The organism is Streptomyces sp. NBC_00316 (assembly GCF_036158715.1).
Taxonomy (GTDB): Bacteria; Actinomycetota; Actinomycetes; order Streptomycetales; family Streptomycetaceae; genus Streptomyces.
On the sequence record NZ_CP108023.1, the window covers coordinates 5,260,201 to 5,286,247 of the forward strand.

Annotated in this window: 25 protein-coding genes and 1 tRNA gene; 18 read left to right on the forward strand and 8 right to left on the reverse strand. The window is 71.1% G+C overall.

The window, feature by feature from the left end:
* Nucleotides 1-99: 99 nt before the first annotated feature.
* The 6 genes from moaC to OG878_RS23515 all read left to right on the forward strand — a co-directional run bounded on the left by moaC (nucleotide 100) and on the right by OG878_RS23515 (nucleotide 4,363).
* On the forward strand, nucleotides 100-600 hold the full coding sequence (gene moaC, locus OG878_RS23490; RefSeq protein WP_328888602.1) for a cyclic pyranopterin monophosphate synthase MoaC: 501 nt from the start codon (nucleotides 100-102) through the stop codon (nucleotides 598-600).
* Nucleotides 597-1,187, forward strand: coding sequence for a MogA/MoaB family molybdenum cofactor biosynthesis protein (locus OG878_RS23495; RefSeq protein ID WP_328888603.1), 591 nt, complete (start codon nucleotides 597-599; stop codon nucleotides 1,185-1,187). Before moaC ends, OG878_RS23495 begins: the two co-directional genes overlap by 4 nt.
* Before the next feature lie 17 nt (nucleotides 1,188-1,204).
* Complete coding sequence (locus OG878_RS23500; protein ID WP_328888604.1) at nucleotides 1,205-1,810, forward strand: GNAT family N-acetyltransferase; 606 nt, start codon at nucleotides 1,205-1,207, stop codon at nucleotides 1,808-1,810.
* Between the two features lie 163 nt (nucleotides 1,811-1,973).
* Nucleotides 1,974-3,134: a divisome protein SepX/GlpR gene (gene sepX, locus OG878_RS23505; protein ID WP_328888605.1), complete on the forward strand. Its 1,161-nt coding sequence runs from the start codon at nucleotides 1,974-1,976 to the stop codon at nucleotides 3,132-3,134.
* 88 nt (nucleotides 3,135-3,222) lie between these two features.
* A tRNA-Ala gene (locus tag OG878_RS23510) sits at nucleotides 3,223-3,296 on the forward strand.
* A 281-nt stretch (nucleotides 3,297-3,577) separates the two neighbouring features.
* Nucleotides 3,578-4,363 (forward strand): SAM-dependent methyltransferase, encoded by a 786-nt coding sequence (locus OG878_RS23515; RefSeq protein WP_328891347.1) that lies wholly within the window; start codon nucleotides 3,578-3,580, stop codon nucleotides 4,361-4,363.
* Between the two features lie 226 nt (nucleotides 4,364-4,589).
* Here the strand turns inward: OG878_RS23515 and OG878_RS23520 are convergent, their stop codons facing one another.
* On the reverse strand, nucleotides 4,590-5,075 hold the full coding sequence (locus tag OG878_RS23520) for a GNAT family N-acetyltransferase (protein WP_328888606.1): 486 nt from the start codon (nucleotides 5,073-5,075) through the stop codon (nucleotides 4,590-4,592).
* Nucleotides 5,076-5,124: 49 nt separating this feature from the next.
* Here OG878_RS23520 and OG878_RS23525 point away from each other — a divergent pair, with 49 nt between their 5' ends.
* Nucleotides 5,125-5,940: an exodeoxyribonuclease III gene (locus tag OG878_RS23525; RefSeq protein ID WP_328888607.1), complete on the forward strand. Its 816-nt coding sequence runs from the start codon at nucleotides 5,125-5,127 to the stop codon at nucleotides 5,938-5,940.
* A gap of 207 nt (nucleotides 5,941-6,147) precedes the next feature.
* Here the strand turns inward: OG878_RS23525 and OG878_RS23530 are convergent, their stop codons facing one another.
* A complete protein-coding gene (locus tag OG878_RS23530) occupies nucleotides 6,148-6,423 on the reverse strand; it encodes a DUF2087 domain-containing protein (RefSeq protein ID WP_328888608.1) in 276 nt (91 codons plus the stop codon).
* Nucleotides 6,424-6,500: 77 nt separating this feature from the next.
* The gene (locus OG878_RS23535) at nucleotides 6,501-7,148 is read right to left on the reverse strand and encodes a MerR family transcriptional regulator (protein WP_328891348.1); all 648 of its coding nucleotides are present in this window, start codon (nucleotides 7,146-7,148) and stop codon (nucleotides 6,501-6,503) included.
* Between the two features lie 168 nt (nucleotides 7,149-7,316).
* On the opposite strand from OG878_RS23535, the gene OG878_RS23540 reads away from it, so the two are divergent.
* The 4 genes from OG878_RS23540 to OG878_RS23555 all read left to right on the forward strand — a co-directional run bounded on the left by OG878_RS23540 (nucleotide 7,317) and on the right by OG878_RS23555 (nucleotide 11,050).
* Nucleotides 7,317-8,882: a flavin-containing monooxygenase gene (locus tag OG878_RS23540; protein ID WP_328888609.1), complete on the forward strand. Its 1,566-nt coding sequence runs from the start codon at nucleotides 7,317-7,319 to the stop codon at nucleotides 8,880-8,882.
* A complete protein-coding gene (locus tag OG878_RS23545) occupies nucleotides 8,879-9,823 on the forward strand; it encodes an alpha/beta fold hydrolase (protein ID WP_328888610.1) in 945 nt (314 codons plus the stop codon). The genes OG878_RS23540 and OG878_RS23545 overlap by 4 nt, the downstream gene beginning before the upstream one ends.
* Nucleotides 9,820-10,713 (forward strand): SDR family oxidoreductase, encoded by an 894-nt coding sequence (locus OG878_RS23550; RefSeq protein ID WP_328888611.1) that lies wholly within the window; start codon nucleotides 9,820-9,822, stop codon nucleotides 10,711-10,713. The genes OG878_RS23545 and OG878_RS23550 overlap by 4 nt, the downstream gene beginning before the upstream one ends.
* A gap of 97 nt (nucleotides 10,714-10,810) precedes the next feature.
* Complete coding sequence (locus OG878_RS23555; protein ID WP_328888612.1) at nucleotides 10,811-11,050, forward strand: hypothetical protein; 240 nt, start codon at nucleotides 10,811-10,813, stop codon at nucleotides 11,048-11,050.
* 614 nt (nucleotides 11,051-11,664) lie between these two features.
* Here OG878_RS23555 and OG878_RS23560 read toward each other — a convergent pair.
* Nucleotides 11,665-14,943, reverse strand: coding sequence for a S41 family peptidase (locus OG878_RS23560; protein WP_328888613.1), 3,279 nt, complete (start codon nucleotides 14,941-14,943; stop codon nucleotides 11,665-11,667).
* A 175-nt stretch (nucleotides 14,944-15,118) separates the two neighbouring features.
* Between OG878_RS23560 and OG878_RS23565 the strand changes: the two genes are divergently transcribed.
* A complete protein-coding gene (locus OG878_RS23565) occupies nucleotides 15,119-15,691 on the forward strand; it encodes a TetR/AcrR family transcriptional regulator (protein WP_328888614.1) in 573 nt (190 codons plus the stop codon).
* Between the two features lie 116 nt (nucleotides 15,692-15,807).
* Nucleotides 15,808-18,039 carry an MMPL family transporter gene (locus OG878_RS23570; protein WP_328888615.1) on the forward strand — a complete coding sequence of 744 codons (2,232 nt, stop codon included), beginning with the start codon at nucleotides 15,808-15,810 and terminating at the stop codon, nucleotides 18,037-18,039.
* Between the two features lie 128 nt (nucleotides 18,040-18,167).
* Here OG878_RS23570 and OG878_RS23575 read toward each other — a convergent pair whose 3' ends face one another.
* A complete protein-coding gene (locus OG878_RS23575; protein WP_328888616.1) occupies nucleotides 18,168-18,533 on the reverse strand; it encodes an SsgA family sporulation/cell division regulator in 366 nt (121 codons plus the stop codon).
* Between the two features lie 187 nt (nucleotides 18,534-18,720).
* Between OG878_RS23575 and OG878_RS23580 the strand changes: the two genes are divergently transcribed.
* From OG878_RS23580 to OG878_RS23600, 5 genes are all read left to right on the forward strand, one after another.
* Nucleotides 18,721-19,767 (forward strand): energy-coupling factor ABC transporter permease, encoded by a 1,047-nt coding sequence (locus OG878_RS23580; RefSeq protein WP_328888617.1) that lies wholly within the window; start codon nucleotides 18,721-18,723, stop codon nucleotides 19,765-19,767.
* Nucleotides 19,767-20,528, forward strand: a complete 762-nt coding sequence (gene cbiQ, locus OG878_RS23585) for a cobalt ECF transporter T component CbiQ (protein WP_328888618.1) — start codon at nucleotides 19,767-19,769, stop codon at nucleotides 20,526-20,528. The genes OG878_RS23580 and cbiQ overlap by 1 nt, the downstream gene beginning before the upstream one ends.
* Entirely contained in the window at nucleotides 20,525-21,292 is a 768-nt protein-coding gene (locus tag OG878_RS23590) for an energy-coupling factor ABC transporter ATP-binding protein (RefSeq protein WP_443049154.1), read from the forward strand. Before cbiQ ends, OG878_RS23590 begins: the two co-directional genes overlap by 4 nt.
* A gap of 113 nt (nucleotides 21,293-21,405) precedes the next feature.
* A complete protein-coding gene (locus OG878_RS23595) occupies nucleotides 21,406-22,569 on the forward strand; it encodes a serine hydrolase domain-containing protein (protein WP_328891349.1) in 1,164 nt (387 codons plus the stop codon).
* Nucleotides 22,566-23,360, forward strand: coding sequence for an SDR family NAD(P)-dependent oxidoreductase (locus OG878_RS23600; RefSeq protein ID WP_328888620.1), 795 nt, complete (start codon nucleotides 22,566-22,568; stop codon nucleotides 23,358-23,360). The genes OG878_RS23595 and OG878_RS23600 overlap by 4 nt, the downstream gene beginning before the upstream one ends.
* A 58-nt stretch (nucleotides 23,361-23,418) precedes the next feature.
* On the opposite strand, the gene OG878_RS23605 is transcribed toward OG878_RS23600, so the two are convergent.
* From OG878_RS23605 to OG878_RS23615, 3 genes are all read right to left on the reverse strand, one after another.
* Nucleotides 23,419-24,327 carry a helix-turn-helix transcriptional regulator gene (locus OG878_RS23605; RefSeq protein ID WP_328888621.1) on the reverse strand — a complete coding sequence of 303 codons (909 nt, stop codon included), beginning with the start codon at nucleotides 24,325-24,327 and terminating at the stop codon, nucleotides 23,419-23,421.
* Nucleotides 24,328-24,669: 342 nt separating this feature from the next.
* Complete coding sequence (locus OG878_RS23610; RefSeq protein WP_328888622.1) at nucleotides 24,670-25,521, reverse strand: DMT family transporter; 852 nt, start codon at nucleotides 25,519-25,521, stop codon at nucleotides 24,670-24,672.
* A complete protein-coding gene (locus OG878_RS23615; protein WP_328888623.1) occupies nucleotides 25,518-26,027 on the reverse strand; it encodes a YbaK/EbsC family protein in 510 nt (169 codons plus the stop codon). Before OG878_RS23615 ends, OG878_RS23610 begins: the two co-directional genes overlap by 4 nt.
* Nucleotides 26,028-26,047 lie beyond the last annotated feature (20 nt).

Here is a 26,047-nt window from a genome sequence, read left to right on the forward strand (position 1 = left end):
CTGCCGCTGTGCCTTACCGGGGGACACCCCCCGGACCCCCGGCCGCACCCCGGTGCGGGCCGAGCGGGCAACCGGCGCCCTACCGCTAGGCGGAGTTCAGTGAGTACGCAGAACAGGCTGACGCATATCGACGAGGCGGGCGCGGCCCGGATGGTCGACGTGTCCGAGAAGGACGTCACCGCGCGCGTGGCCCGCGCCAGCGGCCGGGTCCTCGTCTCGCCGCGCGTCGTCGAACTGCTCCGAGGCGAGGGCGTTCCCAAGGGAGATGCCCTGGCTACCGCCCGTATCGCCGGGATCATGGGCGCCAAGCGCACCCCCGAGCTGATCCCGCTGTGCCACCCGCTCGCCGTCTCCGGCGTGAAGGTCGACCTGAGCGTCGCCGACGACGCGGTGGAGATCCTCGCCACGGTGAGGACGACGGACCGCACCGGCGTCGAGATGGAGGCCCTGACGGCCGTCTCGGTCGCCGCGCTCACCGTGATCGACATGATCAAGGCCGTCGACAAGAGCGCGGTCATCACGGATGTCCGGGTCGAGGCGAAGTCCGGCGGTAAGTCCGGCGACTACCGGCGCCCCGCGCCGGAGGGAGCGGACGCATGACGGTGCCCGAGGCCGTGCCGGCCGGCGGTGAGCGCGAGGGCGCGCCTTCCGCCCACGAGCACCGGGCCGCGCCGCCCGGCAGCGCGCTGCCCGCCCCCCGTACCGCACTCGTCGTGACCGCGTCGAACCGTGCCTCGGCCGGGGTCTACGCCGACCGGGGCGGCCCCTTGATCGTCGAGGCGCTCACCGCGCTCGGCTTCGCCGTCGACGGGCCGCAGGTCGTCCCCGACGGCGACCCCGTCGAGCAGGCCCTGCGGGCCGGGGTGGCCGCCGCGTACGACGTCATCGTCACCACCGGCGGCACGGGCATCTCGCCGACCGACCGCACCCCCGATGCCACCCGCCGCGTCATCGACCACGAGATCCCCGGCATCCCCGAGGCGATTCGCGCCGAGGGCCGCGACAAGGTCCCCACGGCAGCGCTCTCCCGCGGCCTCGCAGGTGTGGCCGGCCGGACCCTCGTCGTGAACCTGCCGGGCTCCACCGGCGGGGTGCGCGACGGGCTCGCCGTCCTCGAACGCCTTCTGGTGCACGCCGTCGACCAGCTCCGCGGCGGCGACCACCCCCGACCCGGGAGCCCGAGCTGAACGTCCCGACCTGGCCGGTGACCCTGACGGACGGCGTGATCGCCCTCCGGCCGATAAAGCTGCGTGACCAGAGTGTGTGGCGCGAGGTCAACCGGCGCAACCGTGACTGGCTGCGCCCCTGGGAAGCGACCGTCCCGCCGCCCGGCCCGGGCGGCCCGGTGGCCCGGCGCCCCACGTACCGTCAGATGATCCGCCACCTGCGCTCGGAGGCGAACGCGGGCCGGATGCTGCCCTTCGCCATCGAGTACGAGGGCCGCCTGGTCGGGCAGTTGACGGTCGCCGGCATCACGTGGGGATCGATGTGCTCGGGCCATATCGGTTACTGGGTGGACCAGGAGGTGGCGGGCCGCGGTGTGATGCCGACGGCGGTCGCCCTCGCCGTCGACCACTGCTTCAGGTCGGTCGGACTTCACCGCATCGAGGTGTGCATTCGCCCCGAGAACGGGCCCAGCCGAAGAGTCGTGGAGAAACTCGGATTCCGCGAGGAGGGGCTGCGGCCACGCTATCTCCACATTGACGGCGCATGGCGGGACCATCTGATCTTCGCGCTCACCGCGGAGGAAGTGCCCGACGGGCTGCTTCGCCGATGGCATCGGGCGCGGCCGGAGCGCCACGCGAAATAAAATAAGTGTTCGAAATTGATCGCGCCGCGACTACTAACGAGCATGCAAACGCCGACTGTTGATCCGAGCAATCACAAAAAAAGTCCGTGATATCAGCCGGATCGTGCGACACACCGGGCCAATTGGCGGATGCCCCCATGCAAACCCCTCTACGGTGTGAGACGTGAGCAGCAGCGGCCTCATCTATGCAGTCATCGTCGGGGCGTGGGCCGCCTACTTGGTGCCGATGTGGCTCCGCAGGCAGGACGAGCTCAACGAAGCCCGTCCGACGGAACGCTTCAGCACCGCCATCCGGCTGCTGTCCGGACGGGCGGCCATGGAGCGCCGGTACGCCAAGGAGCTGCGGGAACGCACCGCCGAGGAGGCGGAGCCCGACGCCGACCCGGACGTGGTCACGGACCGAATGGATTCCGTGGACGTCCGGGCCTTTGCCGCGCCTCCGGCGCATACCGAAGCCCGCGTGAGCGACCCGGCGCATGCGCCGGAGCGTGCGGCTTCCGCGTCGCAGGCGCCCGAGCGGCAGACCCAGGACAGACCCGCACGCCCGACTGTGCCCGCGCCCGCACGGCGCGCGCGCCCCGGTGGAATCGACGCGGAGCGCGCCCGGCGCGCCCAGCGCTCGCAGGTGCTGGCGCGCCGCCGGCGCACCACGTCGATCCTCTTCCTCGCCTTCACCCTCGGCGCAATCGTCGCCGCGGTCGGCGGTCTCCACTTCCTCTGGGCGCCCGCGGTGCCGGCCGTGCTGCTGAGCACGTACATCGTGCATCTGCGCGCCCAGGAACGGCGCCGGTTCGCCTTCACCATGGACCGGCGCAGGGCGGAGGTGGCGGCGCAGCACCTGCGCGAGAACCGCCCCCGCAGGCACCAGCCCGCGGCGACGGCGCCCGCCGAGCCCGACGAGGAGCCCGAAGCGCGCCGCCCCGAGTCCGATCCCGTTCCCACGGTGTCCCCGCAGGAAGCGGGCCGCCGCGCGCTGGTCGAGCAGACGGACCACGCGGAATGGGTCGACCAGCAGCGTGAACGCGGCCGGTCCCAGGGCGACAGCTGGGAGCCGGTCCCGGTCCCGCTGCCGACGTACGTCACCGCCCCTGTGGCCCCACGTGCCACGGGCGGCGTCGAGGTCGGCAATCCGGAGACCTGGAGCGCGGCCCGCTCCAGCACCGCCGAACCGACGCAGACGGGCACGGCGGCCCCCGCGGCGCCACCCGTGGACCCGGCCCCGCGCCAGCGCACCAACACCTCCCGCCGCACCCGCGACCGCGGCCGGACCCCGCTCTTCGACCAGTACGAGGACGGCGACCGGCCCCGCGCCGCCAACGAGTGAGACCTGCTGCGAGACCGACCCGGCTGACCAGCGGGGGAGCGGATTTCCGAGCACCCCGGTGAGGGTGCTAGAGTTTCACTCGTTGCAAGGGCCTGTGGCGCAGTCTGGTAGCGCACCTCGTTCGCATCGAGGGGGTCTGGGGTTCAAATCCCCACAGGTCCACCGCAGCTCAGAGCCCCTACCGGGGAAACCCGGTAGGGGCTCTTTGGCGTCGTCCGGCAGCGGAGTGCAGCCGGAAAAGCTTCGCTCCCGGCCGGCCGTCCGGTTGCGGCGGAGAAGAGCGGTTCGTGCGGCGGCGAAGGTTCGTGGTTCGTACAACGGTCGAACTCCGGGGCGCCTACGCTGTTTTCGCTCGCCCCGCCCGCCGGGTGCCCCCCGTGGCGACCTCGCGGCAGGACGAGGCGCAGTTTTCCGCCCGCGATTCCCGTACGGAGGAGCGTCCTGTGACGGCCGGCCCGCTCAAGCCCCAGATCGACACCAGCAAACCCCATCCGGCGCGCGTCTACGACTGGCTCCTCGGCGGCAAGGACAACTATCCGGTCGATCAGGCGGTGGGGGAGAAGCTGCCCCCGGAGGCACGGGCCAATGCGGCGCGGAACCGGGCCTTCATGCAGCGGGCCTCCGCCTGGCTGGCGCGCCGGGGCGTCGATCAGTTCCTCGATGTCGGCACCGGCATTCCCACCTCGCCGAACCTGCACCAGATCGTCCAGGCGATCACGCCCTCGGCCCGGATCGTCTACACGGACAACGACCCCATCGTTCTGCGTCATGCGGAGGCGCTGCTCGTCAGCAGTCCCGAGGGGGCCACCCACTACATCCACGCGGATGTGCGGCAGCCGCAACTGATCCTCGACCGCGCCCGTGAACTGCTGGACTTCGGCAGGCCCATCGCGCTGTCCCTGATCGCGCTCATGCACTTCCTGCCCGACGACCAGGACCCGTACGGGATCACCCGCACGCTGGTGGACGCCCTGCCGTCGGGCAGCTATCTGGTGCTGTCGCACGGTACGGCCGACCAGCATCCGGAGCTCCGCGACGAGACCGAGTCCGCGTACAAGAGGGGCGCCATCGCGCTGCGGATGCGCACGCGCAGTGAGGTCGAGCCGTTCTTCGGCGGTCTGGATCTCGTCGAGCCCGGGCTGGTGACGGCAGCGGAGTGGTACCAGGAGGAGCCGGCTCCGGAGAATGAGCGCAGCGGCTTCCATGTGGGTGTCGCGCGCGTGCGGTGAGCGCCGGCAGGCGGTGCCTACGCCCGCCGGTGCCGCGTCGTGACCCTGTGTCAGGCGCGGACCGCAGGCGCGCCGGTCTCGGACGTCGACGCTGTGCACCGGCTGATCGCGCACGGCGCCCTCGTCGTCGGCTGCCGGGCAGTTGCCGAACCCGGAACAGCCCGAGCCGTTCGGCGCCGCGCAGTTCGTGTCCTTCAGGAGGCCGTGGACCGGAACAGGGCCCGGTTCACGACTCCTGGAGCGGTTTGGCGAAGCAGAGGCTGTTCTCGTACGTGCGGTAGTAGCCGAACTTCTCGCAGGGGGCATAGCCGCTGGAGACGTACAGCGCGACGGCCTCCGGCTGCTGGTTGCCGGTCTCCAGCACCATCCGGTTGCGGCCCGCCGCCCGTGCGTCCGCTTCGAGGGCGGTGAGGATGCGGCGTGCCAGACCCTGCCCGCGGCTCTGCTGGATCACGAACATCCGCTTGAGTTCGGCGTCGCCGTCCGAGTAGCCCTCCCCGTTCCGGTCCTGGGCGCGCCAGCCGCCGGTGGCGACCGGTGCACCCGACTCGTCGTAGGCGAGCAGATACAGACCGTTCGGCGGCCGGAACATCGACGGGTCGAGCGGTGTGACATCGCCCTCGTCCCCGTAGCGCTCGGCGTACTCGAGCTGCACCTCGTCGTTGAGTTTGACGGCGTCGGGGTGGTCGAACGACCGCGGCTGGATATGCATGCGAAGTATGGTACATGTATGCGACAGCGGTTGTCGGTATTGTTCCGGGATGCTCACCGTGACCACTGTAAATGTGAACGGGCTCCGCGCCGCCGCGAAGAAGGGCTTCACCGAGTGGCTGGCGCAGACCGACGCCGATGTGATCTGCCTGCAGGAAGTGCGCGCCGAACCGCAGCAGCTCGCTGCCGAGGTGCGCGAGCCCGACGGCTGGCACACCGTGCACGCGCCGGCCGGCGCCAAGGGACGGGCCGGGGTCTCGCTCTACACGCGCCGCGCACCGGAGCGGGTGCAGATCGGCTTCGGTGGCTTCGGGGACGCCGGGAGCGAGGAGTTCGACGGCAGTGGCCGGTACGTCGAGGTCGACCTGCCCGGTGTCACGGTGGCGAGCCTGTACCTGCCCTCCGGCGAGGTCGGCACGGAGCGGCAGGACGAGAAGGAGCGCTTCATGGACGCGTTCCTGCCGTACCTGAAGGGCCTCAGGGAGCGGGCCGCGGCCGACGGCCGCGAGGTGCTGGTGTGCGGCGACTGGAACATCGCCCACCAGGAGGCCGACCTGAAGAACTGGAAGGGCAACAAGAAGAACTCCGGCTTCCTGCCGGAGGAGCGGGAGTGGCTGACCCGGGTCTTCGGTGAGGCCGAGTACGTCGATGTGGTGCGTGCGCTCCACCCCGACGAGGAAGGGCCGTACTCCTGGTGGTCCTACCGGGGGCGGGCCTTCGACAACGACACGGGCTGGCGCATCGACTACCAGGTGGCGACCGCCGGTCTCGCCGGGCGTGCGGTGAAGGCATGGGTGGAGCGGGCCGCCACGCATGCCGAGCGGTGGAGCGACCATGCGCCGGTGACGGCTGTGTTCGATCTGTAGCGGAGCGGCAGGAGGACCCGCCCGCGCACCGATGGCACGACCGGCGGCCGAACGCCCGGGGCCACATACAACTTCATGACGAAGTCCCGGGACACCTCGTTCATGAACCGGCCGACCGCCGCCGCGTGCCACTTCGCCCTGACGGTGCAGGCTCCCCGTCCCGCAGGGCGAACGGTGCCGGAGCGGCGCTGGGTCTACGGTGCTGGGTCACCGGGTCCGGCGGTAGCTGCTGCCGTCCTTGGGCCGGGTCAGCAGGCCGGCCACCACCAGGTAGCGGCGCAGCGCCGGGTAGTCGTCGTGCACCGTCAGCAGCGCCTCGTTGACCTCGCGCTCGCTGTAGGTGCGGTCCGGCTCGAACAGCGTCTGCGTCAGGTGGACGAGCAACTGTTCGCGGCGGGCCGGCTTGCGGGGGATCGCGGTCAGCCGTCCGCGGGAGAACAGGGCCTCGATCCCGTGCGAACCGCTCGGATTGGTTTCGGGCATGGGCGGAAGCCTTGCGCACGGGCGGGGCGCGGGCAACGCAATTTCGGCCGCGGCTCGTGGGGGTACCGCTCCGAGTGCTACGGCTCCGACGGCTGCGACCGGGTGTCGTCGTCCCGGCGCAGCCTGCGGTCCAGGGCCATCGACAGTTCCGCGTCCACCACCGCGCGGGCGAGCGGGCGGAGTTGGGGCGGTTCCGGCTCCGTGGAGTGGGCCCGCATCACCCCGACGAAGAGATCGGCGAGCGCGTCCGCGTGTGCGCGGACCTCGCGGCCCGCCGAGAGCACCGCGGAGAGGGGCACCCCTTCCCGTACCAGCTCCGCCGACACCTCCAGGAGGCGGCGGCTGATGTGCACGATCTCGTCGCCGTCGGTGGCGAGATAGCCCAGGTCCAGGGCGGCGGCGAGGTTCTCCGCGGTGACCTCGCCCTCGAAGTAGTCCGCGAGCTGTTCGGGCGTGAGGTGGACCGGGGTCTCCTCGGTCGGTTCGCCCAGCCCCAGGACCTCGGCGACATCGCGGCCGCTCTCGAAGGTGCGGGCCAGATCGGCGATCCCGGTGAGGGTGTGACCCCGCTCCAGCAGGCCGGTGATGGTCCGCAGTCGCGCCAGGTGGTGGTCGTCGTACCAGGCGATGCGTCCCTCCCGGCGCGGTGGCGAGATCAGACCCCGCTCCCGGTAGAAGCGCACGGTCCGCACGGGGATGCCGGCCTCCTTGGCCAGCTCCTCCATGCGGTATTCGCGGTGCTCGCGTCCTTCAGCCACAACGGCACCCTATGTTGTACCGTCGGTAACTTTCCCTTGCCGGACCCCTACCCATCGGTACGGCCCTGCTCTACTCTCCCAACAATGCCAGTGATTGCTGGCAGAGTCGTGTGACGTACCGCGGGAGGCGGCAGCATGGCCCAGCACGAGCATGTACGAGTGGCGGTGATCGGATCCGGATTCGGGGGCCTGGGGGCCGCCGTCCGGCTGCGCCGCGACGGCATCACCGACTTCGTCGTCCTGGAACGGGCCGACTCCGTCGGCGGCACCTGGCGCGACAACAGCTATCCGGGCTGCGCCTGCGACGTGCCGTCCCACCTCTACTCGTTCTCGTTCGCCCCCAACCCGGACTGGCCGCGCACCTTCTCGGGACAGGAGCACATCCGCGCCTACCTGGAACACGTCGCCGACACCTTCGGACTGCGCCCGCACATCAGGCTGGGCCACGAAGTGACGATGATGCGGTGGAACAACGACGAGCTGAACTGGACGATCGAGTCCTCGAACGGGACCACGATCGTCGCCGATGTCGTCGTCTCCGCGACCGGCCCGCTCTCCGACCCGAAGATGCCGGACATACCCGGTCTCGCCGACTTCCCCGGCAAGGTCTTCCACTCGGCCCGCTGGGACCACGACTACGACCTGACCGGCAAGCGCGTGGCCGTGATCGGCACCGGCGCCTCCGCCATCCAGATCGTGCCGGCGATCCAGCCGAAGGTCGGCCGTCTCACCCTGTTCCAGCGCACCCCGCCGTGGGTCATGCCGCGCATGGACCGCAACATCAGCGGTGCCGAGCGATGGCTGCACCGCACGCTGCCGTTCACCGGCGCCGCGCGCCGCGGACTGCTGTGGGGCATACGGGAGTTGCAGGTCAGCGCCTTCACCAAGCACCCGAACGAGCTCGGCCTCGTCGAGAGGATCGCGAAGTCCAACATGGCCCGGGCCATCAAGGACCCGGCGCTGCGGGCCAAGCTGACCCCGTCGTACCGCATCGGCTGCAAGCGGATCCTGCTCTCCAGCAGCTACTACCCGGCTCTCGCCCAGCCCAATGTGGATGTGGTCGCCGCCGGGCTGACCGAGGTGCGCGGCTCCACGGTCGTCGCCGCAGGGGGCACCTCCCAGGCCGGAGGCTCTGGGGGCGGGACGGAGGCCGAGGTCGACGCGATCATCTTCGGCACCGGCTTCCATGTGACGGACATGCCGATCGCCGACCGGGTCGTCGGTGCGGAGGGCATCACGCTCGCCGAGTCCTGGAAGGACGGCATGCAGTCGCTGCGCGGCGCCACCGCCGCGGGCTTCCCCAACTGGATGACGATCATCGGCCCCAACACGGGGCTCGGGAACTCCTCCATGATCCTGATGATCGAGTCCCAGCTGAACTACATGGCGGACTATCTACGCCAGTTGAACGTCCTGGGCGGGCGGGTCGCGCTCGGTGCGCGGAAGTCGGCGGTCGGGGTGTGGAACCGGCGGGTCCAGGAGCGGATGAAGCGGACCGTGTGGAACACCGGCGGCTGCACCAGCTGGTATCTCGACGCCAACGGGCGCAACACCACGGTCTGGCCGGGTACGACCGGTGAGTTCCGCCGGGCGACGCAGACGGTGGACCTGGGGGAGTACGAGGTCATCCGGCCGCCGAAGCCCGACGCCGCCGGGACCGCCGTCGCGCGGAAGGCCGTCGCCGAGGAGGTCGCCCGATGAGCCGGCTGCTGCGGCGCGAGGACGCCCCACCGGTGCCCGCGCAGGAACTGACCGCCGTCTCCGCCGACGGCTCCCGCATCCACGTCGAGGTGCACGGGCCGGACGGCGCGCCCGCGGTGGTGCTGGCACACGGCTGGACCTGCAGCACCCACTTCTGGGCCGCGCAGATCCGGGACCTGGCGGTGGACCACCGGGTCATCGCCTACGACCAGCGCGGCCACGGCCGTACGCCCGCCGTCGGCCGCGGGGGGTACAGCACCGACGCGCTCGCCGACGACCTCGAAGCGGTGCTGGCCACGGCCCTGGCCCCCGGTGAGCGCACGGTGCTCGCCGGGCACTCCATGGGCGGCATGACGCTGATGGCCGCGTCGCGACGGGCCGGGCTGCGCGAGCACGCGGCAGCCGTACTGCTGTGCAGCACCGGCAGTTCACGGCTGATCGACGAGTCGCTCGTCGTGCCGATGCGGGCCGGCGCGGTCCGGACCCGGATAACCCGCGCGATCCTCGGGGCGCGGGCCCCGCTCGGTCCGGTCACTCCCGTCTCGAAACGGATCCTCAAGTACGCGACGATGGGCTCCGGCTCGGCCCCGGAGCGGGTCGAGTCCTGCGCCCGGATCGTGCACGCCTGCCCGCGGGCGCCGCGGGTCGCCTGGGGGCACGTGCTCGCGGAGCTCGATCTCGACGCGGGGGTGCGGGAACTGCGGGTGCCCACGGCCGTGATCGCGGGTACCGAGGACCGGCTGACGCCGCCCGTCCACGCGCGCGCCCTTGCGGCGGCGCTGCCCGTCTCCCTCGGGCTCACCGAACTGGCGGGCATGGGGCACATGACGCCGGTGGAGGCGCCGGAGGCGGTCACCGCGAAGATCCGGGAACTGGTGGCCGGGTATGTCACCCCCGCTGCCGGCACCGCCAGTGACAGTGTGGAGGAGGAGGTCGTATGAGCGGCAGGCGCAGTCTCGAAGGACAGGTCGTGGTCGTCACGGGCGCGGCACGCGGCGTGGGCGAACTGCTGGCCCGCAAGCTCTCGGCGCGTGGTGCGAAGCTGGCGCTGGTCGGCCTGGAGCCGGACGAACTGAAGAAGGTCTCCGAGCGGCTGCACGCGGAGAGCGACCACTGGTACGCGGACGTCACCGACCATGTGGCGATGGCACAGGTCGCGCAGGAGGTGAAGGAGCGGTTCGGAAAGGTCGACGTCGTCGTGGCCAATGCCGGGGTCGCGTCGGGCGGGCCGTTCGTCGACTCCGACCCGGATGCCTGGCGGCGGGTCATCGAGGTCAATCTGATCGGCGGTGCGGTGACGGGACGGGCGTTCCTGCCCGTACTGACGGAGAGCCGCGGCTACTTCCTGCAGATCGCGTCGCTCGCCGCGATCACTCCGGCGCCGATGATGACCGCGTACTGCGCGTCGAAGTCGGGCGTGGAGGCGTTCGCGCACAGCCTGCGGGCGGAGGTCGGGTACCAGGGAGTGAAGGTCGGCGTCGGCTATCTGTCCTGGACGGACACCGACATGGTGCGCGGCGCCGACGAGGACGACGTCATGCGGGAGTTGCGGCAGCGGCTGCCGTGGCCGTCGAACCGCACGTACCCCCTGGGCCCGGCGATCGACCGGATCGTGGCGGGCATCGAACGGCGGTCCGCGCATGTGTATGCGCAGTGGTGGCTGCGCGGCATGCAGCCGATGCGGGGCTACCTGCCGGCGCTCATCGGCGTGGTCGGGCAGCGCGAGATGAAACGGTTCGGGCCGCGGCTGGCGGGCGTGAGCAAGGGGCTCGTGGGCGCGGGGGGCGCGGCGGACGAGAGCGCGCGGGGTGCGCGTACGCAGCGTGACTGATCGAAATGCGTGGAATGTGCCGCCGTGTAACTCTGGTCGAGGCCCCTCCGAGGGTCACCCCCATCGCATCCCGAACACCCCACTAGGAGTGAACAGCATGGGTATTGCAGACCAGTTCAAGGACAAGGCGCAGGAGCTCGCCGACCAGGCGAAGAAGAACGTCGGCGAGAAGAAGGGCGGCGACGCGCGGCAGCGGTCGCCCCAGTCGGACCGGGCGCATGACAAGGCCCAGGGCACGACGCGCGGCGCTGCGCGAGGCGGGGCGCGGAGCGCCTCGCCGGGTGCTGCGCGGAGTGCTGCGCAGGGCTCGCGCAACCGGATCGACGACCAGTCTTGACTTGATCGTTGGTCGCCTGCGCGAGGATGTGGCTGAGGCTTCGCGCGGGTGAGGGGCGCGTCCGGGAAACCGGGCGCGCCCTTTCGCGTGCGGGGGGGGTCGTTGTTTCGGGCACCCCCGCCCTCTGTTCTCAATCGTACGAGGGGCTGGGTGCGTTCGGCGACAACGGGGCTCCGGGACGCGCCGGCCTCCCCGGACCTTGTTCTCCAACCACTGTAGAGACTGGGTGCGTTGGTCGATGGACGGGTCCTGAGCGTCGGCTTTCTGCGGGCGGTGTCCCGGTTCCCTGCCTCTCAATTGCCCGAGGGCCTGGGTGTGTTCATCGGGGGGAGCGGAGCCCTTCGCGCGTCGGCCTCCCGGTGGCGCTGCCCTCGGACTCCCGTTCTTCAATCGCCGGAAGAGCTCATGGATTTCCGCCTGGGCGGGAGGGTCGCGCGCAGCGGCAGAGCGAGAGCCGCGTCGGCGCCATCGAGCCCGTCCGGGCGGTTGAGGCCGGCCCGTCCGGGCGTTTGAGGACGCAAGCGTGGCGAGCACGTTCCGGAGGCCATGGCAAGGCCGTGCACGCGCGGCGCCCGGCCCGTCCGGCGTTCGAGGACGGAGAGCCGGGGCGCCGGTCACCGGGGTGGGAGAGGCGGCCGTACCCGGTTCGGCGCGGAGTCGTACGTCGGCGGTGTTGCAGCAGGGTGGGCCTCCAGCAGGTCCAGCGCCACCTGAACCGCGTCGTCCAGCACCGCGTACCGGCCCTCCGCCCAGTCCAGGGGGGAGCGCAGGGCCTCCAGATCCGGTTCCACGCCGTGGTTCTCCACCGACCAGCCGTAGGCGTCGAACCACGCCGCGTTCATCGGCACCGTGATGACCGTGCCGTCGATCAGCCGGTGCCGCCCGGTCATGCCGACCACGCCGCCCCACGTCCGCTGGCCCACCACCGGTCCGAGTTTCAGCTGCCGGAACGCGGCGGTGATCATGTCGCCGTCGGAGGACGTCGCCTCGTCGGCGAGGGCCACCACCGGGCCCCGGGGAGCGTTGGAGGCGTACGAGACCGGCTGGGCGTTGCGGGTCAGGTCCCAGCCGAGGATCGTGCGGGTCAGTTTCTCGACCACCAGCTCGCTGATGTGGCCGCCCGCGTTGCCGCGCACGTCGACGATCAGTGCCGGGCGGGAGACCTCCAGGCGCAGGTCCCGGTTGAACTGGGCCCAGCCCGATCCGCCCATGTCGGGGATGTGCAGATAGCCGCACCTGCCACCGCTCAGCTCGCGCACGACCTCCCGGCGTTTGGCCACCCAGTCCTGGTAGCGCAGGGGGCGTTCGTCGACCAGCGGGACGAGTGCGACACGGCGCGCCGGGCCTTCGCCCTCGCCGGGGCGGAAGGTGAGCTCCACGGTGGTGCCGCCGGCTGCGGCGAGGAGGGGGTAGGGGCCCGTGACGGGGTCGATCGGGCGGCCGTCCACGTGCGTGAGGATCGCGCCGTCCCGGATGCCCGTTCCGGACAGCGGTGAACGGGCCTTGGAGTCCGACGAGTCACCGGGCAGGATCCGCCGGACCACCCAGACCCCGTCCCGGCACACGAGATTTGCACCGAGCAGCCCGATCGGCCGCTGGTAGTGCGGCGGTCCTTCGTTGCGCCGGGCGGGCGCCACATACGCGTGCGAGGTGCCCAGTTCGCCGAGCACCTCGCGCAGCAGGTCGGCGAACTCGTCGGGAGTCGCGACCCGTTCGACGAGCGGACGGTACTGGTCGAGCACGCCCTCCCAGTCGATGCCGCACATGTCCGGCTCCCAGAAGTAGGAGCGGATGATGCGGCCCGCTTCCCCGTAGGCCTGCCGCCATTCCGCCGGCGGATCGACGTCGTGGAGGATCCGCCGCAGGTCGAGGTAGACCGTCGAGTCGCTGTCGCCGGTCTCGGTGGCCGGTACGGCGCGCAGGTCGCCGTCGTCCATGACGACGAGCCTGGTTCCGTCGCCGCTGACGGCGAACCAGTCGAGATGGCCGACGAGTTCGGTCTTCCTGGCTTTGGTGATGTTGAAGTGTTCGAGGGTGGGGCGCCCTGAGGTGTCGGCAGGGTTGACGAACGTCTCGCCGAGGGCGCCGGAGATCGGCCAGCGCAGCCAGACGAGCCCGCCGCCGCTGACCGGGCGGAGAGCCGAGTACTTCGAAGCGGTGACCGGGAAGGGGGTCACCCGGTTCTCCAGCCCCTCGAACTCAACCGTGACCGTGGCTCCTTCGGCCGGAGCCGTCTCCGGGGCGTCGACCGGGTCGAGGCCACCTGCCGCCGGACGTCCTTCCGGTGAGAGTGCGAACGGCGACGGGGTGGCCGAGGAGAGCGGGACCAGGTACGGGCGGCAGCCGAGCGGGAAGGAGAGGTCGCCGGTGTGGACGTCGTACACCGGGTCGAAGCCGCGCCAGGAGAGGAACGCGAGGTAGCGGCCGTCGCCGGTGAAGACCGGGTTCTCGTCCTCGAAGCGGCCGTTGGTGACGTCGACGATGATCGGTGCGCCGGGCCCCATGATCCGGGCCAGCTTGATCTGCCGCAGGGAGCGGCCGATCCCGGGATGCGACCAGGTCAGCCAGGCCCCGTCGGGCGAGAACGCCAGGTCGCGGACGGGACCGTTGGTGGAGCAGATCAGTTCGGTCGGTCCGCCGGTGGACTCCTCGGCGGTCTCCAGGAGCAGCAGACGGCCGTCGTTCGTGGCGATCGCGAGCCGTTCGCCCTCCGAGTCGGAGATGAACTCCTCGACGCGGCCCACCTGCCCGGAGGCCAGCCGGCGCGGGGCCCTGTCGCCGCTGGCGCGAGGCAGGTGGGCGATCTCGATCGCGTCCGCGCCGTCCGCGTCCGTGACGTACGCGACCTGGCCGGTGCAGCCGAGCATCTCGGGCAGCCGGACGCGGACCCCCGGGGTGTCGGCGATCGTGCGGGCGGGCCCGTCGCGGTGGGTGAGCCAGTACAGGCTGCCGCGTACCGCGACGGCGCTCGCCCGGCCCGTCTCGTCCACCGACAGCGAGTCGACATGGCTGGATGCCGGTACCTGGTACGGACGCCGTCCGGCCCGCGGCCCGCCGAGCCGCACTTCCAGCTTCCGCGGCATGGCGTCCGGTGACAGGTCGTCGACGAGCCACACCTCGCCCGCGCACTGGTAGACGACCCGGCTGCCGTCGCTGGACGCGTGCCGGGCGTAGAACGCGTCGTGGTCGGTGTGGCGGCGCAGATCGCTTCCGTCGGGCAGGCAGGAGTACAGATTGCCGACGCCCTCGTGGTCGGAGAGGAACGCGATCCGGCCCTGGACGAACATCGGCGAGTCGAGATGGCCGCCGATATCGGGCAGCAACCGCACGCCGTGCAGCCACAGCCGCCCGGTCGCCCCGCCCCGGTACCGCTTCCAGGCGGCCGGTTCGTGCGGCGGCGTGCCGGTGAGCAGCAGGGTGCGCCGCTCGCCGTCGATCTCCCCGACCGCGATGTCGGAGACCGGGCCCCAGGGGAGCTTCGCGCCGGGGGAGCCGTCCGTGGGCACGTTGTACGCCCAGGAGAAGTACGAGAACGGCTGGCCGTGCGAGGACACGGCGAGGATCTGGGACTGCTCGCCCGGATCGGGGGTCCAGCCGCAGACCCGTGCGTCGGTCGACCCCCAGTAGGTGAGCCGGCGGGCCGGCCCGCCGTCGACCGGGGCGAGATGGATCTCGGGGTCGAGACTGCGCCAGGTCGTGTACGCGATCCGGGTGCCGTCGGGGGAGAAGCGCGGGTGGCTGACCCGCGTCCGGTCGACGGTCACCCGCCATGCCCGGCCGGGCCGCTGCCCCTCGGGGACGAGGGGGGCGACCCAGAGGTCGTCCTCGGCCGCGAAGCAGAGCAGGTCCTCGTGGAGGTGCGGGAAACGGAGATACGCGACGTCGTCACTCACCCCCCAATGTTTTCCGGGTCGGGGGGCCGCGGCAACTTGTGGTGCAACACACAAGCGAAACGATGCAGTTTCGCTGTAGCGGCGGAGTACCGTCGAGGTGTACGAAACAGTTTCGTTCGGCGAACTGCCGTACGAAACCGGCCGGCGCGCAAGCCGAAGAGCAGGAGGTTGCACCATGGCACGCACCAGGCTCACCGCTGAGCGCGAGAGCGAGATGTACGCCGCGGTGCTCGACCTGCTGCGCGAGGTCGGCTACGACGCCCTGACCATGGACGCCGTCGCCGCCCGCACCCGTTCCAGCAAGGCCACCCTCTACCGCCAGTGGGGGAGCAAGCCCGAGCTGGTCGTCAAGGCGCTGCGGCACAACAAGCCGGGCGGCCTCGCCGAAGTCGACACCGGGTCGCTGCGCGGTGACTTCCACGCAGCACTGGGCCGTACCGACGACTGTCAGATGGAGAAGGACTCGGCGCTGATGCGGGGCCTGATGCATGCCGTTCACGACAATCCCGATCTCCACCAGGCGCTGCGCGAGCTGCTCATCGAGCCGGAGATGACCGGCCTCGACATGCTGCTGCGCCGAGCCGTGGACCGAGGTGAGCTGCGCCCGGACAACCCGGCGCTGCCCTATGTACCGCACATGCTGATCGGCGCCTTCGCCGCTCGGCAGCTGGTCGAGGACCGCGCCGTCGACCAGGCGTTTCTCGTCGATTACGTCGACTCCGTGATCCTCCCCGCTCTCGGTGTCTGACCCCTCGTCCCTCCCGTACGGCCCTCCCCAAGCCTCACCTGACACGCCGCTCTCGTCGTCGGGCTGGTTCCTCACGCCCTTTTCCACTCATACGACCTGACCGGGAGTACGCCTCCGTGGCCACATTCCTCTACAAAATCGGACGGTTCGCCTTCCGGCGCCGACGCTATGTCGCCCTCGTCTGGGTGGCGCTGCTGGCGCTCGCCGGATTCGGCGCGGCCTCCGCGTCCACCGCCACCTCCAGCTCCTTCTCCATTCCGGGCACGGAGGCTCAGAAGGCCTTCGACCTGCTGGAACAGCGCTTCCCCGCCGCCAGCGCCGACGGCGCGACCGCACGGGTCGTCTTCAAGGCGCCCGACGGCGAGAAGATGACGGACCCGGCCAACAAGGCCGAGGTGCGCAAGATCGCGGACGAGTTGAAGTCCGGCTCGGACCAGATCGCCTCGGTGACCGACCCGTACACGGCGCATGCCGTCAGCAAGGACGGTTCCACCGCCTACGTCTCCGTCTCCTACAAGGTCAACTCGATGGAGCTGACCGACGCGACCCGGGACGACCTCCAGGACGCGGGCAAGGCGGCGCAGCACAGCGGGCTCACCGTGGAGATCGGCGGTGACGCGCTCCAGGTGATGCCGGAGACCGGCGCCACCGAGATCATCGGTGTGGCGATCGCGGCGGTCGTGCTGGTCATCACCTTCGGGTCGCTGATCGCGGCCGGGCTGCCGCTGCTCACCGCGCTCATCGGCGTCGGCATCGGTGTCTCGACGATCACGGCGCTGGCGAACGTGCTCGACCTGGGTTCCACCACCTCCACCCTCGCGATGATGATCGGCCTCGCGGTCGGCATCGACTACGCGCTCTTCATCGTCTCCCGCTACCGCGCCGAGCTGGCCGAGGGCCGCGAGCGCGAGGAAGCGGCGGGGCGGGCGGTCGGCACGGCCGGTTCCGCGGTCGTCTTCGCCGGCCTCACCGTCGTCATCGCCCTGGTCGGCCTGGCCGTCGTCAACATCCCGATGCTGTCGAAGATGGGCTTCGCCGCAGCCGGTACGGTCGCGATCGCCGTCCTGATCGCGCTGACCCTCGTCCCGGCGATGATGGGCTTCGCGGGCAAGCGGGTGATGGGACGCAAGGCGCGCAAGGCCGCCGAGGCGGAGACCGCGGTGGCTCCGAAGCCGAACATGGGCACCCGGTGGGCGCGGTTCGTGCTGCGCAGGCCGGTCTGGGTACTGCTGGTCGGAGTCATCGGCCTCGGGACCGTCGCCGTACCGGCCGCCTCGCTGGAGATGGGCCTGCCCGACGACGGTTCGCAGCCCACCAGCACCACCCAGCGCCGCGCCTACGACCTGCTCTCCGACGGCTTCGGCCCCGGCTTCAACGGGCCGCTGATGGTCGTCGTGGACACGGCGAACAGCTCGGACGGCAGGACCGCGGTCACTCGGGTCACCGACGACATCTCCGGTATCCCGCACGTCGTCGCCGTCTCCCCGGCCACCTTCAACAAGGCCGGCGACACCGCGATGATCACCGTCGTCCCGCAGGACCGGCCGAGCTCCGCCGAGACGGAGAACGTGGTCCACGCGATCCGCGACGCCGGCAAGGACATCAAGTCCGACACCGGCGCCGAGGTCCTGGTCACCGGCTCCACGGCGATGAACATCGACTTCTCGCAGAAGATGAACGACGCGCTGCTGCCGTATCTGGCGCTTGTCGTCGGCCTGGCCTTCCTGCTCCTGATGGTGGTCTTCCGGTCGGTTCTGGTGCCGCTGAAGGCGGCCCTCGGCTTCCTGCTCTCGGTCGTCGCGGCCCTGGGCGCGGTCGTCGCGGTCTTCCAGTGGGGCTGGCTCGGCTCGCTCTTCGGCGTCGAACAGACCGGCCCGATCATGTCCATGATGCCGATCTTCATGGTGGGTGTGGTCTTCGGTCTCGCCATGGACTACGAGGTCTTCCTCGTCACCCGGATGCGCGAGGCGTACGTCCACGGGGAGAAGCCCCCGCAGGCGATCGTCACCGGCTTCAAGCACGGTGCCCGCGTCGTCACCGCCGCGGCCGTGATCATGATGGCGGTCTTCTCCGGGTTCATCGGCTCCAGCGAGTCGATGATCAAGATGATCGGCTTCTCGCTCGCCATCGCGGTCTTCTTCGACGCGTTCGTCGTCCGGATGGCGATCGTGCCCGCGGTCCTCGCCCTGCTCGGCAAGCGGGCCTGGTGGCTGCCGCGCTGGCTGGACCGGCTGCTGCCCAACGTGGACGTGGAGGGCGAGGGGCTGCGCAAGCAGCTCGGCGAGACGCCCACCGACGGTGACGGCCGCGGTGACGCCCAGGGTGAGCGCGAGCTGATCCGCGTCTGATCCTTACGGGCTCCGGGGCCCGCGTGTGAGCGGAGCGCGGCCCCGGACTGCGCCGGTTGCCTGTGGGGACGGGGGGCCGGAGCGACGATGAGCCCCCGTGCGAGCGGCACGGGGGCTCATCCATGCCGTCACGTCCGGGTGGTCACCGTCCGTGCGGCCTCAGGACTGCTCTCGTCGTGAATGCGGTCCAGGAAGCGGTTCATCGACGCGTTGTCGAACTGCACCACCTCGACGCCGTCCGCCGAGTGCTTCTCCACGACCAGCTGCGCCCGGCCGCAGGGCCATATCCGGATGGCGCCGCGCCTGGCGGGGGAGCGCATCCCGCCTTCCAGCAGGTCGCGGCCGAAGGCCCAGTCGGTGCCGCCGGGGAAGGAGACATGGACGGTACGGGGGTCGGAGGTGGCGTCGTACCGCAGGTCGACGGGGACCGCGAAGGTGTCGGTGGCCTCGGTGATGAGCCGGGCTTCTGTGTGCTCTTCGATCACGAGGGACATGGCCGACTGCTCCTTTTCGTTCATTCTTGCCCTCTAATGTCCCATATTTTGACCGGTCGGCGCGGCGAGGGCGTGGGATGGCGGGCGCAGCTGTGAAGTATGCGCTCTTGCGAATGGTTCGCAACAAGGCCCTATTATCGAGAGGTTCATGCCCCCGCGCAGCAACGCAGGAAGCGGAGCCTCCTCTATGCATGTACCCGACGGATTCATCAACGCACCCGTCTCCGCCGCCGCCGGTGTCGTCGCCGCGGGTGCCGTTGCGGTCAGTCTGCGGGGCGCCCGCCGCGAGCTCGATGAGCGCACCGCGCCGCTTGCGGGCCTGGTCGCCGCGTTCATCTTCGCGGTGCAGATGCTGAACTTCCCGGTCGCTGCGGGTACCAGCGGCCATCTCCTGGGCGGGGCGCTGGCCGCGATCCTGGTCGGTCCCTGTACCGGAGTGCTCTGCCTATCCGTCGTCCTGCTCATGCAGGGCATCCTCTTCGCGGACGGCGGGCTCACCGCGCTGGGCGTCAACATCCTCGACATGGGCATCACGACCACCGTCGTCGCCTACGCCCTCTTCCGCGGCCTGCTCCATGTACTGCCGCGGACCCGCCGCTCCGTGACGGCCGCGTCGTTCGTGGCCGCGCTGGTCTCCGTACCGGCCGCGGCGGTCGTCTTCACGCTGATCTACTGGATCGGCGGCACCACCGACATCCCGATCGGCAAGGTCTTCACCGCGATGGCCGGCGTGCACGTCCTGATCGGGATCGGCGAGGCCCTGATCACCGCACTGACCGTCGGCGCCGTCATCGCCGTCCGCCCCGACCTGGTGCACGGCGCCCACGGACTCACCGCACCGCTCAAGCTCCGGGTCGGCGGCGAGCTCGTCGACGCACCGGCCCGGGAGACCGCCCCCGTCGCCCGGTCGACGCGCAAGGTCTGGGTCACCGGACTGGTCACCGCCCTCGTCCTCGCCGGCTTCGTCTCCTTCTACGCCTCCGCCAGCCCGGACGGCCTGGAGAAGGTCGCCGCCGACCAGGGCATCGACAAGAAGGCCGAGCCGCACGCGTCCAAGGACTCCCCGCTCGCCGACTACGGCGTCCGGGACGTCTCCGACGCCCGTGTCTCCGGCGGCCTCGCCGGAGTGATCGGGGTCGGTGCCACGATCGTGGTCGGCAGCGGGGTCTTCTGGGCCGTACGCCGCCGCCGTACGGCGGACGCCCTTGCAATGCGCACCGAGGAGACCGTCTGATGGGCGCCGGCCATGCGCACAAGCTCTACCGGCACGGGCACTCCCCGGTCCATGAGCTGCCGCCGCACTGCAAGCTGGCCGCCGTCTTCTGCTTCGTGGTGGTCGTCGTCTCGACGCCGCGCGAGGCGGTCTGGGCGTTCGCGCTGTACGCGGTGCTGATCGCCGGGGCCGCCGGGGTGGCCCGGATCCCCGCCGGCTTCCTCCTCAAGCGGCTGCTGATCGAGGTGCCGTTCGTCGCGTTCGCGCTGCTGATGCCGTTCGTGGTGCCCGGCGAGCAGACCGAACTCCTCGGGATCTCCGTCAGTGTCCCCGGCCTCTGGGGCGCCTGGAACGTGCTCGCCAAGGGCACGCTCGGTGTCGCCGCCTCCGTACTGCTGGCCTCCACCACCGAACTGCGCGCCCTGCTGCTCGGCCTCCAGCGGCTGAGGCTGCCGCCGCTGCTCGTCCAGATCGCCTCGTTCATGATCCGGTACGGGGATGTGGTCTCCGGCGAGATGCGGCGGATGTCGATCGCCCGCCGCTCCCGGGGTTTCGAGGCACGCGGCGTACGGCAGTGGGGCGTGCTCGCCGCCTCGGCGGGCGCGCTCTTCATCCGGTCCTACGAGCGCGGTGAACGCGTTCATCTCGCCATGGTCAGCCGTGGCTACACCGGCACCATGCCGGTCATCGACGACGTGACGGCGTCCCGTGCCCAGTGGGCGTACGCCTCGGCACTCCCCGTCCTCGCCCTTGTCGTCTGTCTGCTGGGATGGAACCTATGAGCCTGCCCCCTGTCACCGCACCGTCCCTCGAGGTCGGCGGCCTCGCCTACGCCTACCCCGACGGTCACCAGGCGCTCTTCGGCGTCGACCTGACCGTCGGCCGCGGCGAACGCGTCGCCCTGCTCGGCCCGAACGGCGCCGGCAAGACCACTCTCGTTCTCCACCTCAACGGCATCCTCGAGGCGGGTGCGGGTACCGTCCGCGTCGCCGGGCTCCCGGTGGAGAAGCGCAACCTCGCCGAGATCCGGCGCCGCGTCGGCATCGTCTTCCAGGACCCCGACGACCAGCTCTTCATGCCGACCGTCCGTGAGGACGTCGCTTTCGGGCCCGCCGCCTCCGGGCTGCGCGGTGCCGAACTGGAGCAGCGGGTCGTCGAGGCGCTCGAGCAGGTCGGCATGGAGGGGTTCGCCGACCGGCCCCCGCACCACCTCTCCTTCGGCCAGCGCCGCCGTGTCGCCGTCGCCACCGTGCTCGCGATGCGCCCGGAGATCCTCGTCCTGGACGAGCCCTCGTCCAACCTGGACCCCGCATCCAGGCGTGAGCTCGCCGACATCCTGCGGTCGCTGGACGTCACTGTGCTGATGGTCACGCATGACCTGCCGTACGCCCTGGAGCTCTGCCCGCGCGCCGTCATCCTCAGCGACGGTGTCATCGCCGCCGACGACCGCACGCAGGAACTGCTCTGCGACGAGGAGCTGATGCGCGCCCACCGGCTGGAGCTGCCCTTCGGCTTCGACCCGCGCTCGGTGACCGTGGGCGCGTGACCGGCGCGGGACGTGCGACCGCCCCGGTCGTACCGGGATGAAGGTCACCCGCGGTACAGCTCACCTGCGGCGCGATGCACCATGGGGGGATGAGCGGGAGTGCAGGAGCAGGCGTGGACGTACGGGGCACGGTGGCCGCCGGATTCGAACCGGTCAGGGACGCGTTCATCCGTAACTTCGAACAGCGCGGCGAGCGGGGGGCCGCGGTCGCCGTCTACCGGGACGGGCGCAAGGTCGTCGATCTGTGGGCCGGCACGAGGGACGTCGACGGCGTCGAACCGTGGGCGGTCGACACCGTGCAGATCGTCCGCTCGGCGGGCAAGGGCATCGCGGCCGCCGTACCCCTGCTGCTGCACCAGCGCGGCCAGGTGGACCTGGACGCGCCGGTCGGCACGTACTGGCCGGAGTTCAAGGCGGCCGGCAAGGAACGGGTCCTCGTCCGCCATCTCCTCGCCCACCGGGCCGGAGTCCCCGCCCTCGACCGTCCGCTGACGCCGCAGGAGGCCGCCGACCCGGTCTCCGGGCCGCTGGCCGTCGCCGCGCAGCGCCCGCAGTGGGAGCCCGGCACCGCACACGGCTACCACGCGCAGACGTACAGCTGGCTCGTCGGCGAGCTGGTGCGCAGGGTCACCGGGCGCACCGTGGGCCGCTGGATCGCCGAGGAGATAGCCCGCCCGCTCGGCCTGGACTTCTGGTTCGGGCTCCCGGCGGACGAGGCGCACCGGGTGGGCCGGATCGGTCCGGTCGAGCCTCCCGCCCTCCCGGACAACGGCGGTGCACTGCGGATACGCCCCAAGCGGTCGGTCGTCGACGCCTACCGCGACCCGGAGTCGCTGACCCGCCGTGCGTTCGGGGCGATCGACCCGCTGCCCGACGAGAACGACGACGCCTACCGGGCGGCCGAACTTCCCGCCTCCAACGGCATCGCGACCGCCCGCGCCCTGGCCCGCTGCTACGCCGCGATGATCGGCCCGATCGACGGCCACCGGCTGTTCGCCCCGGCCACCCTCACCCTGGCCCGCACCGAGGAGTCCGCGGGCCCGGACCGGGTGCTCGTCGTGAACACCCGCTTCGGCCTCGGCTACATGCTGCACGGCCCGGCCGCCCCGCTCCTCGCCCCCGGCTCCTTCGGCCACCCGGGACGCGGCGGTTCGCTCGGCTTCGCGGACCCCGAATCCGGCATCGCGTTCGGCTATGTGACGAACGGTCTGCAGAAGGGAGTCACCGCCGACCCCCGTGCCCAGGCCCTGGTCCGAGCAGTACGGTCGGCGCTATGACTCCTACCGGTGATTCCAGGTTCGACGGATACGGCGTACTCATCACGGGCGCGGGACAGGGCATCGGCGCGGCAACCGCCCGCCGGCTGGCCGGCGAGGGCGCGCGCGTCCTGGTGACCGATCTGGACGGTGACCGCGCCGAGCGCGCGGCGGCGGCGATACGCAAGTCGGGCGGCACTGCGGAGGCGCTCGCCTGTGACGTGGGCGACCGGGCGGCGGTCGAGGCGGCGGTGGCCCGTACCGTCGACGCGTTCGGCTCGCTCGACGTCCTGGTCAACAACGCTTACGGGTGTACCCCCGACGCCCCCCTCTTCGAGGACGAGCCCGACGACGTATGGCAGCGTGATCTGGACGCCACGCTCACCGGCCCGTACCGCTGCTCGCGCGCGGCGCTGCCGCATCTGGTGGCGTCGGGGAGGGGAGCGATCGTCAACATCGGCTCGGTCAACGGCGAGCAGAGTTTCGGCAATCACGCCTACAGCGCCGCCAAGGCCGGCCTGGGCAGTCTGACCCGTACGCTCGCCGGCCATGCCGGTCCGCGCGGGGTCCGGGTCAATCTGGTGGCGCCCGGCACGATCCGCACGGACGCCTGGGCGGGGCGCGACGCCGAACTGGACCGGGTGAGTACGGTCTATCCCCTCGGCCGGGTCGGCGAACCGGACGACATCGCGGCAGCGGTCGCTTTCCTCGCCTCGCGCGACGCGTCCTGGATCACGGGGACGACGCTGCGGGTGGACGGCGGCCTGCTCGCGGTGAACACGGGCTTCCGCAGGGCGATCGCGCAGGAGTGAGCCCGATGGCGGCCGCCGGCCTTGCCCGTTGCGTACGCACGTGCCGGGCGGTCCTCGGTCAGTGACTGTTGCGTCGTTCCGCCGGACGCGGCGCTCGATGTGCATGCCGCGGTGGAACATGTGCCCGGCGCGGACGCCAGGAGAGTGCCGTCAGTTTGCTCTCGGTCTCGGTGCCGGGCTGCGGAATCCCGAGAACGATCCGCTGCCCCGAGCAGTCGTCGACGACGAGTGCGATCTCCTCCAGCACCAGCCGGCCGACACGGGGGTGCTTCACTTCTCGTGCGGTGACGCGGTGCCGCTCGACCTCGTGCTGCTGCCACCATCCGTTGAATTCCGCGCTGTTCCAGCTCAGTTCACCGACCAGATCGGTGAACCACGGTTCGTGGACGTACATTCCGGTGGCCGCGCGGAATTCGGCCAGCAGGGAGCGGGCGCTCGGCTCCCAGTTCAGAATGAGTTCGCGCAGATGGCCGCCGAAGAAGAGCCGCAGCATGTGGCGGTGCTCGGGAGGAACGGCGGTCAGATCGCCGTAGACATCGGTGGTGGCGCGGTTCCAGGCGAGAATGTCGAAACGGGGACCGAGAACGAATGCCGGATGCGGCTGCTGGCTGTCCAGGATGCGCTGGAGCGTCGGCGGCACACCGTCCGAGGGAGCGCTCGCGCCGGCACGCGTGTCACCGCCCTCGCTGGCCAGGGCGAAGAAGTAGTCGCGCTCCTCGGCGTTGAGGCGCAGCGCCTCGGCCAGCGAGGTGAGGACGTGCTCGGACACCCGGATGTCCCGGGCCTGCTCGAGGGAGGAGTACCAGGAGACGCTGATGCTCGCGAGGTCCGCGACGTCTTCCCGCCGCAGGCCGGGCGTCCGTCGCCGCGACGCCCGGGATGCCAGGCCGACCGCTTCCGGTTGAAGGGCCAGCCGTCGTGTCCTGAGGAAATCCGCGAGCTCCGCTCGCCGTTGGTCGTGATTCATCCGTTGTCCCCTGTGCTGGGTGGACAGTTGCGGACATTCATTACCCTGCGATCCCCGGTACCAGGATAATGGCTTGCTGTGCGCACCGCCTCGCGTGACGACGCAAAGGCGCTGCCGCCCGGTTCGGCAGCGGAAACCATTCAAAGTCCACCGACGGGCGCCTGTATTTCGTATGTCATTCCGCAGCCGGAAAACCTCTCCAGCACGCCCGTCGGCCCGCCGTACCGGCGGCCACGGACCGGGATTGCCGCGCACCGTGAGCGTGTCGTTCCGGAGTGTGACCGCGCGTGGCCGGCCCCGCTGGCCGCCGCTCGCCGGGCCCGTCACGGCAGGTCCGCACGCTCAACTCGTGTGCAGCATCAGTCCGATCCCGACGACCATCAGCCCTGCCGCCGCGATCCTCGGTGCGCCGAACCGCTCCTTGAAGAACACCGCCCCTATTGCCGCGCCCACGATGATGGACGATTCGCGCAGGGCGGCGATCGGGGCCAGCGGTGCCTTCGTCTGCGCCCACAGGACCAGCCCGTACGCGGTCACCGACAGGGCCGCGCCGAACAGTCCCCGTACCGCGAACGGCCTCAGCTGGGTCATCAGTTGCCGACGGCGGCGGTACAGCGCGTACGCCGGCACGGCGAGCCCCTCCAGGATCATCAGCCAGGCGATGTAGCCGAGCGGGGTGCCGGAGGCGCGGACGCCCACCCCGTCGACGGTGGTGTACCCGGCGATCGACAGACCCGTTGCCAGCGCGGCGACGATCGCCGGCCATTGCGGGCGGCTTCGTCTGTCGCGGATGCCCCACAGTGCGATGCCGAGCAGCCCCGCGCAGGCGACCGCGACCCCCGTCGTCGCCCAGCCGTCCGGCCGCTCGCCGATGAAGACCGCCGCCAGCACCGTCACCACCAAGGGCGCGGTGCCGCGCGCGATCGGGTACATCTGGCCGAAGTCGCCCAGCGTGAACGACCGCATCAACAGCACCATGTAGCCGACATGGAGTACCGCCGAGGCGACGAGACTGGGCCACGCCTCCGCGGCGGGCAGCGGGACGAAACAGGCCGTCACCGCACCGATCAGTACCCCGCCGCCGGAGATCAGGGTGAAGGAGAGCAGTTGGTCCTTGATGGCGTGGGCGATCGCGTTCCAGCTGGCGTGCGTGACGGCCGCGACCAGCACCGCGAGGACGACCAGCGGCGTCACTCGGACTGCTCGCGCACGTCCACCACGGTGCCGCCGGCGTGCTTGATGACCGAGGTGGGGTCGAGCGGGAAGACTGTGTGCGGGGTGCCTGCCGCGGCCCACACCACGGGGTGGTCGAGCAGTCCGCGGTCGGCCAGCACCCGGGTCTTCGTACGGTGACCGAAGGGCGGCACCCCACCGATCGCGTACCCGGTGGTCTCCCGGACCAGATCGGCCCCGGCGCGCTTCACCTTTCCGGCGCCCAGCTCCTGCCGTACGAGCTCCACGTCGACGCGGGACGAGCCGTCCATCAGGACCAGTACCGGCGCTCCGTCCGCCTCGAAGACCAGCGACTTGACGATCGCGCTGAGCTCGCAGCCGATCGCGGCCGCGGCCTCGGCGGCGGTGCGCGTGGCATCGGGGAAGCGGCGGATCTCGACCTCCAGGCCCAGTTCGCCGAGGGCCTCGGCGAAGCGGGGGTGGGCGTCGGAGGGGGAGGCGGCGGGGGTGGTGTCGGGTGTACTCATGCCTTGCACGCTAGCGGTCG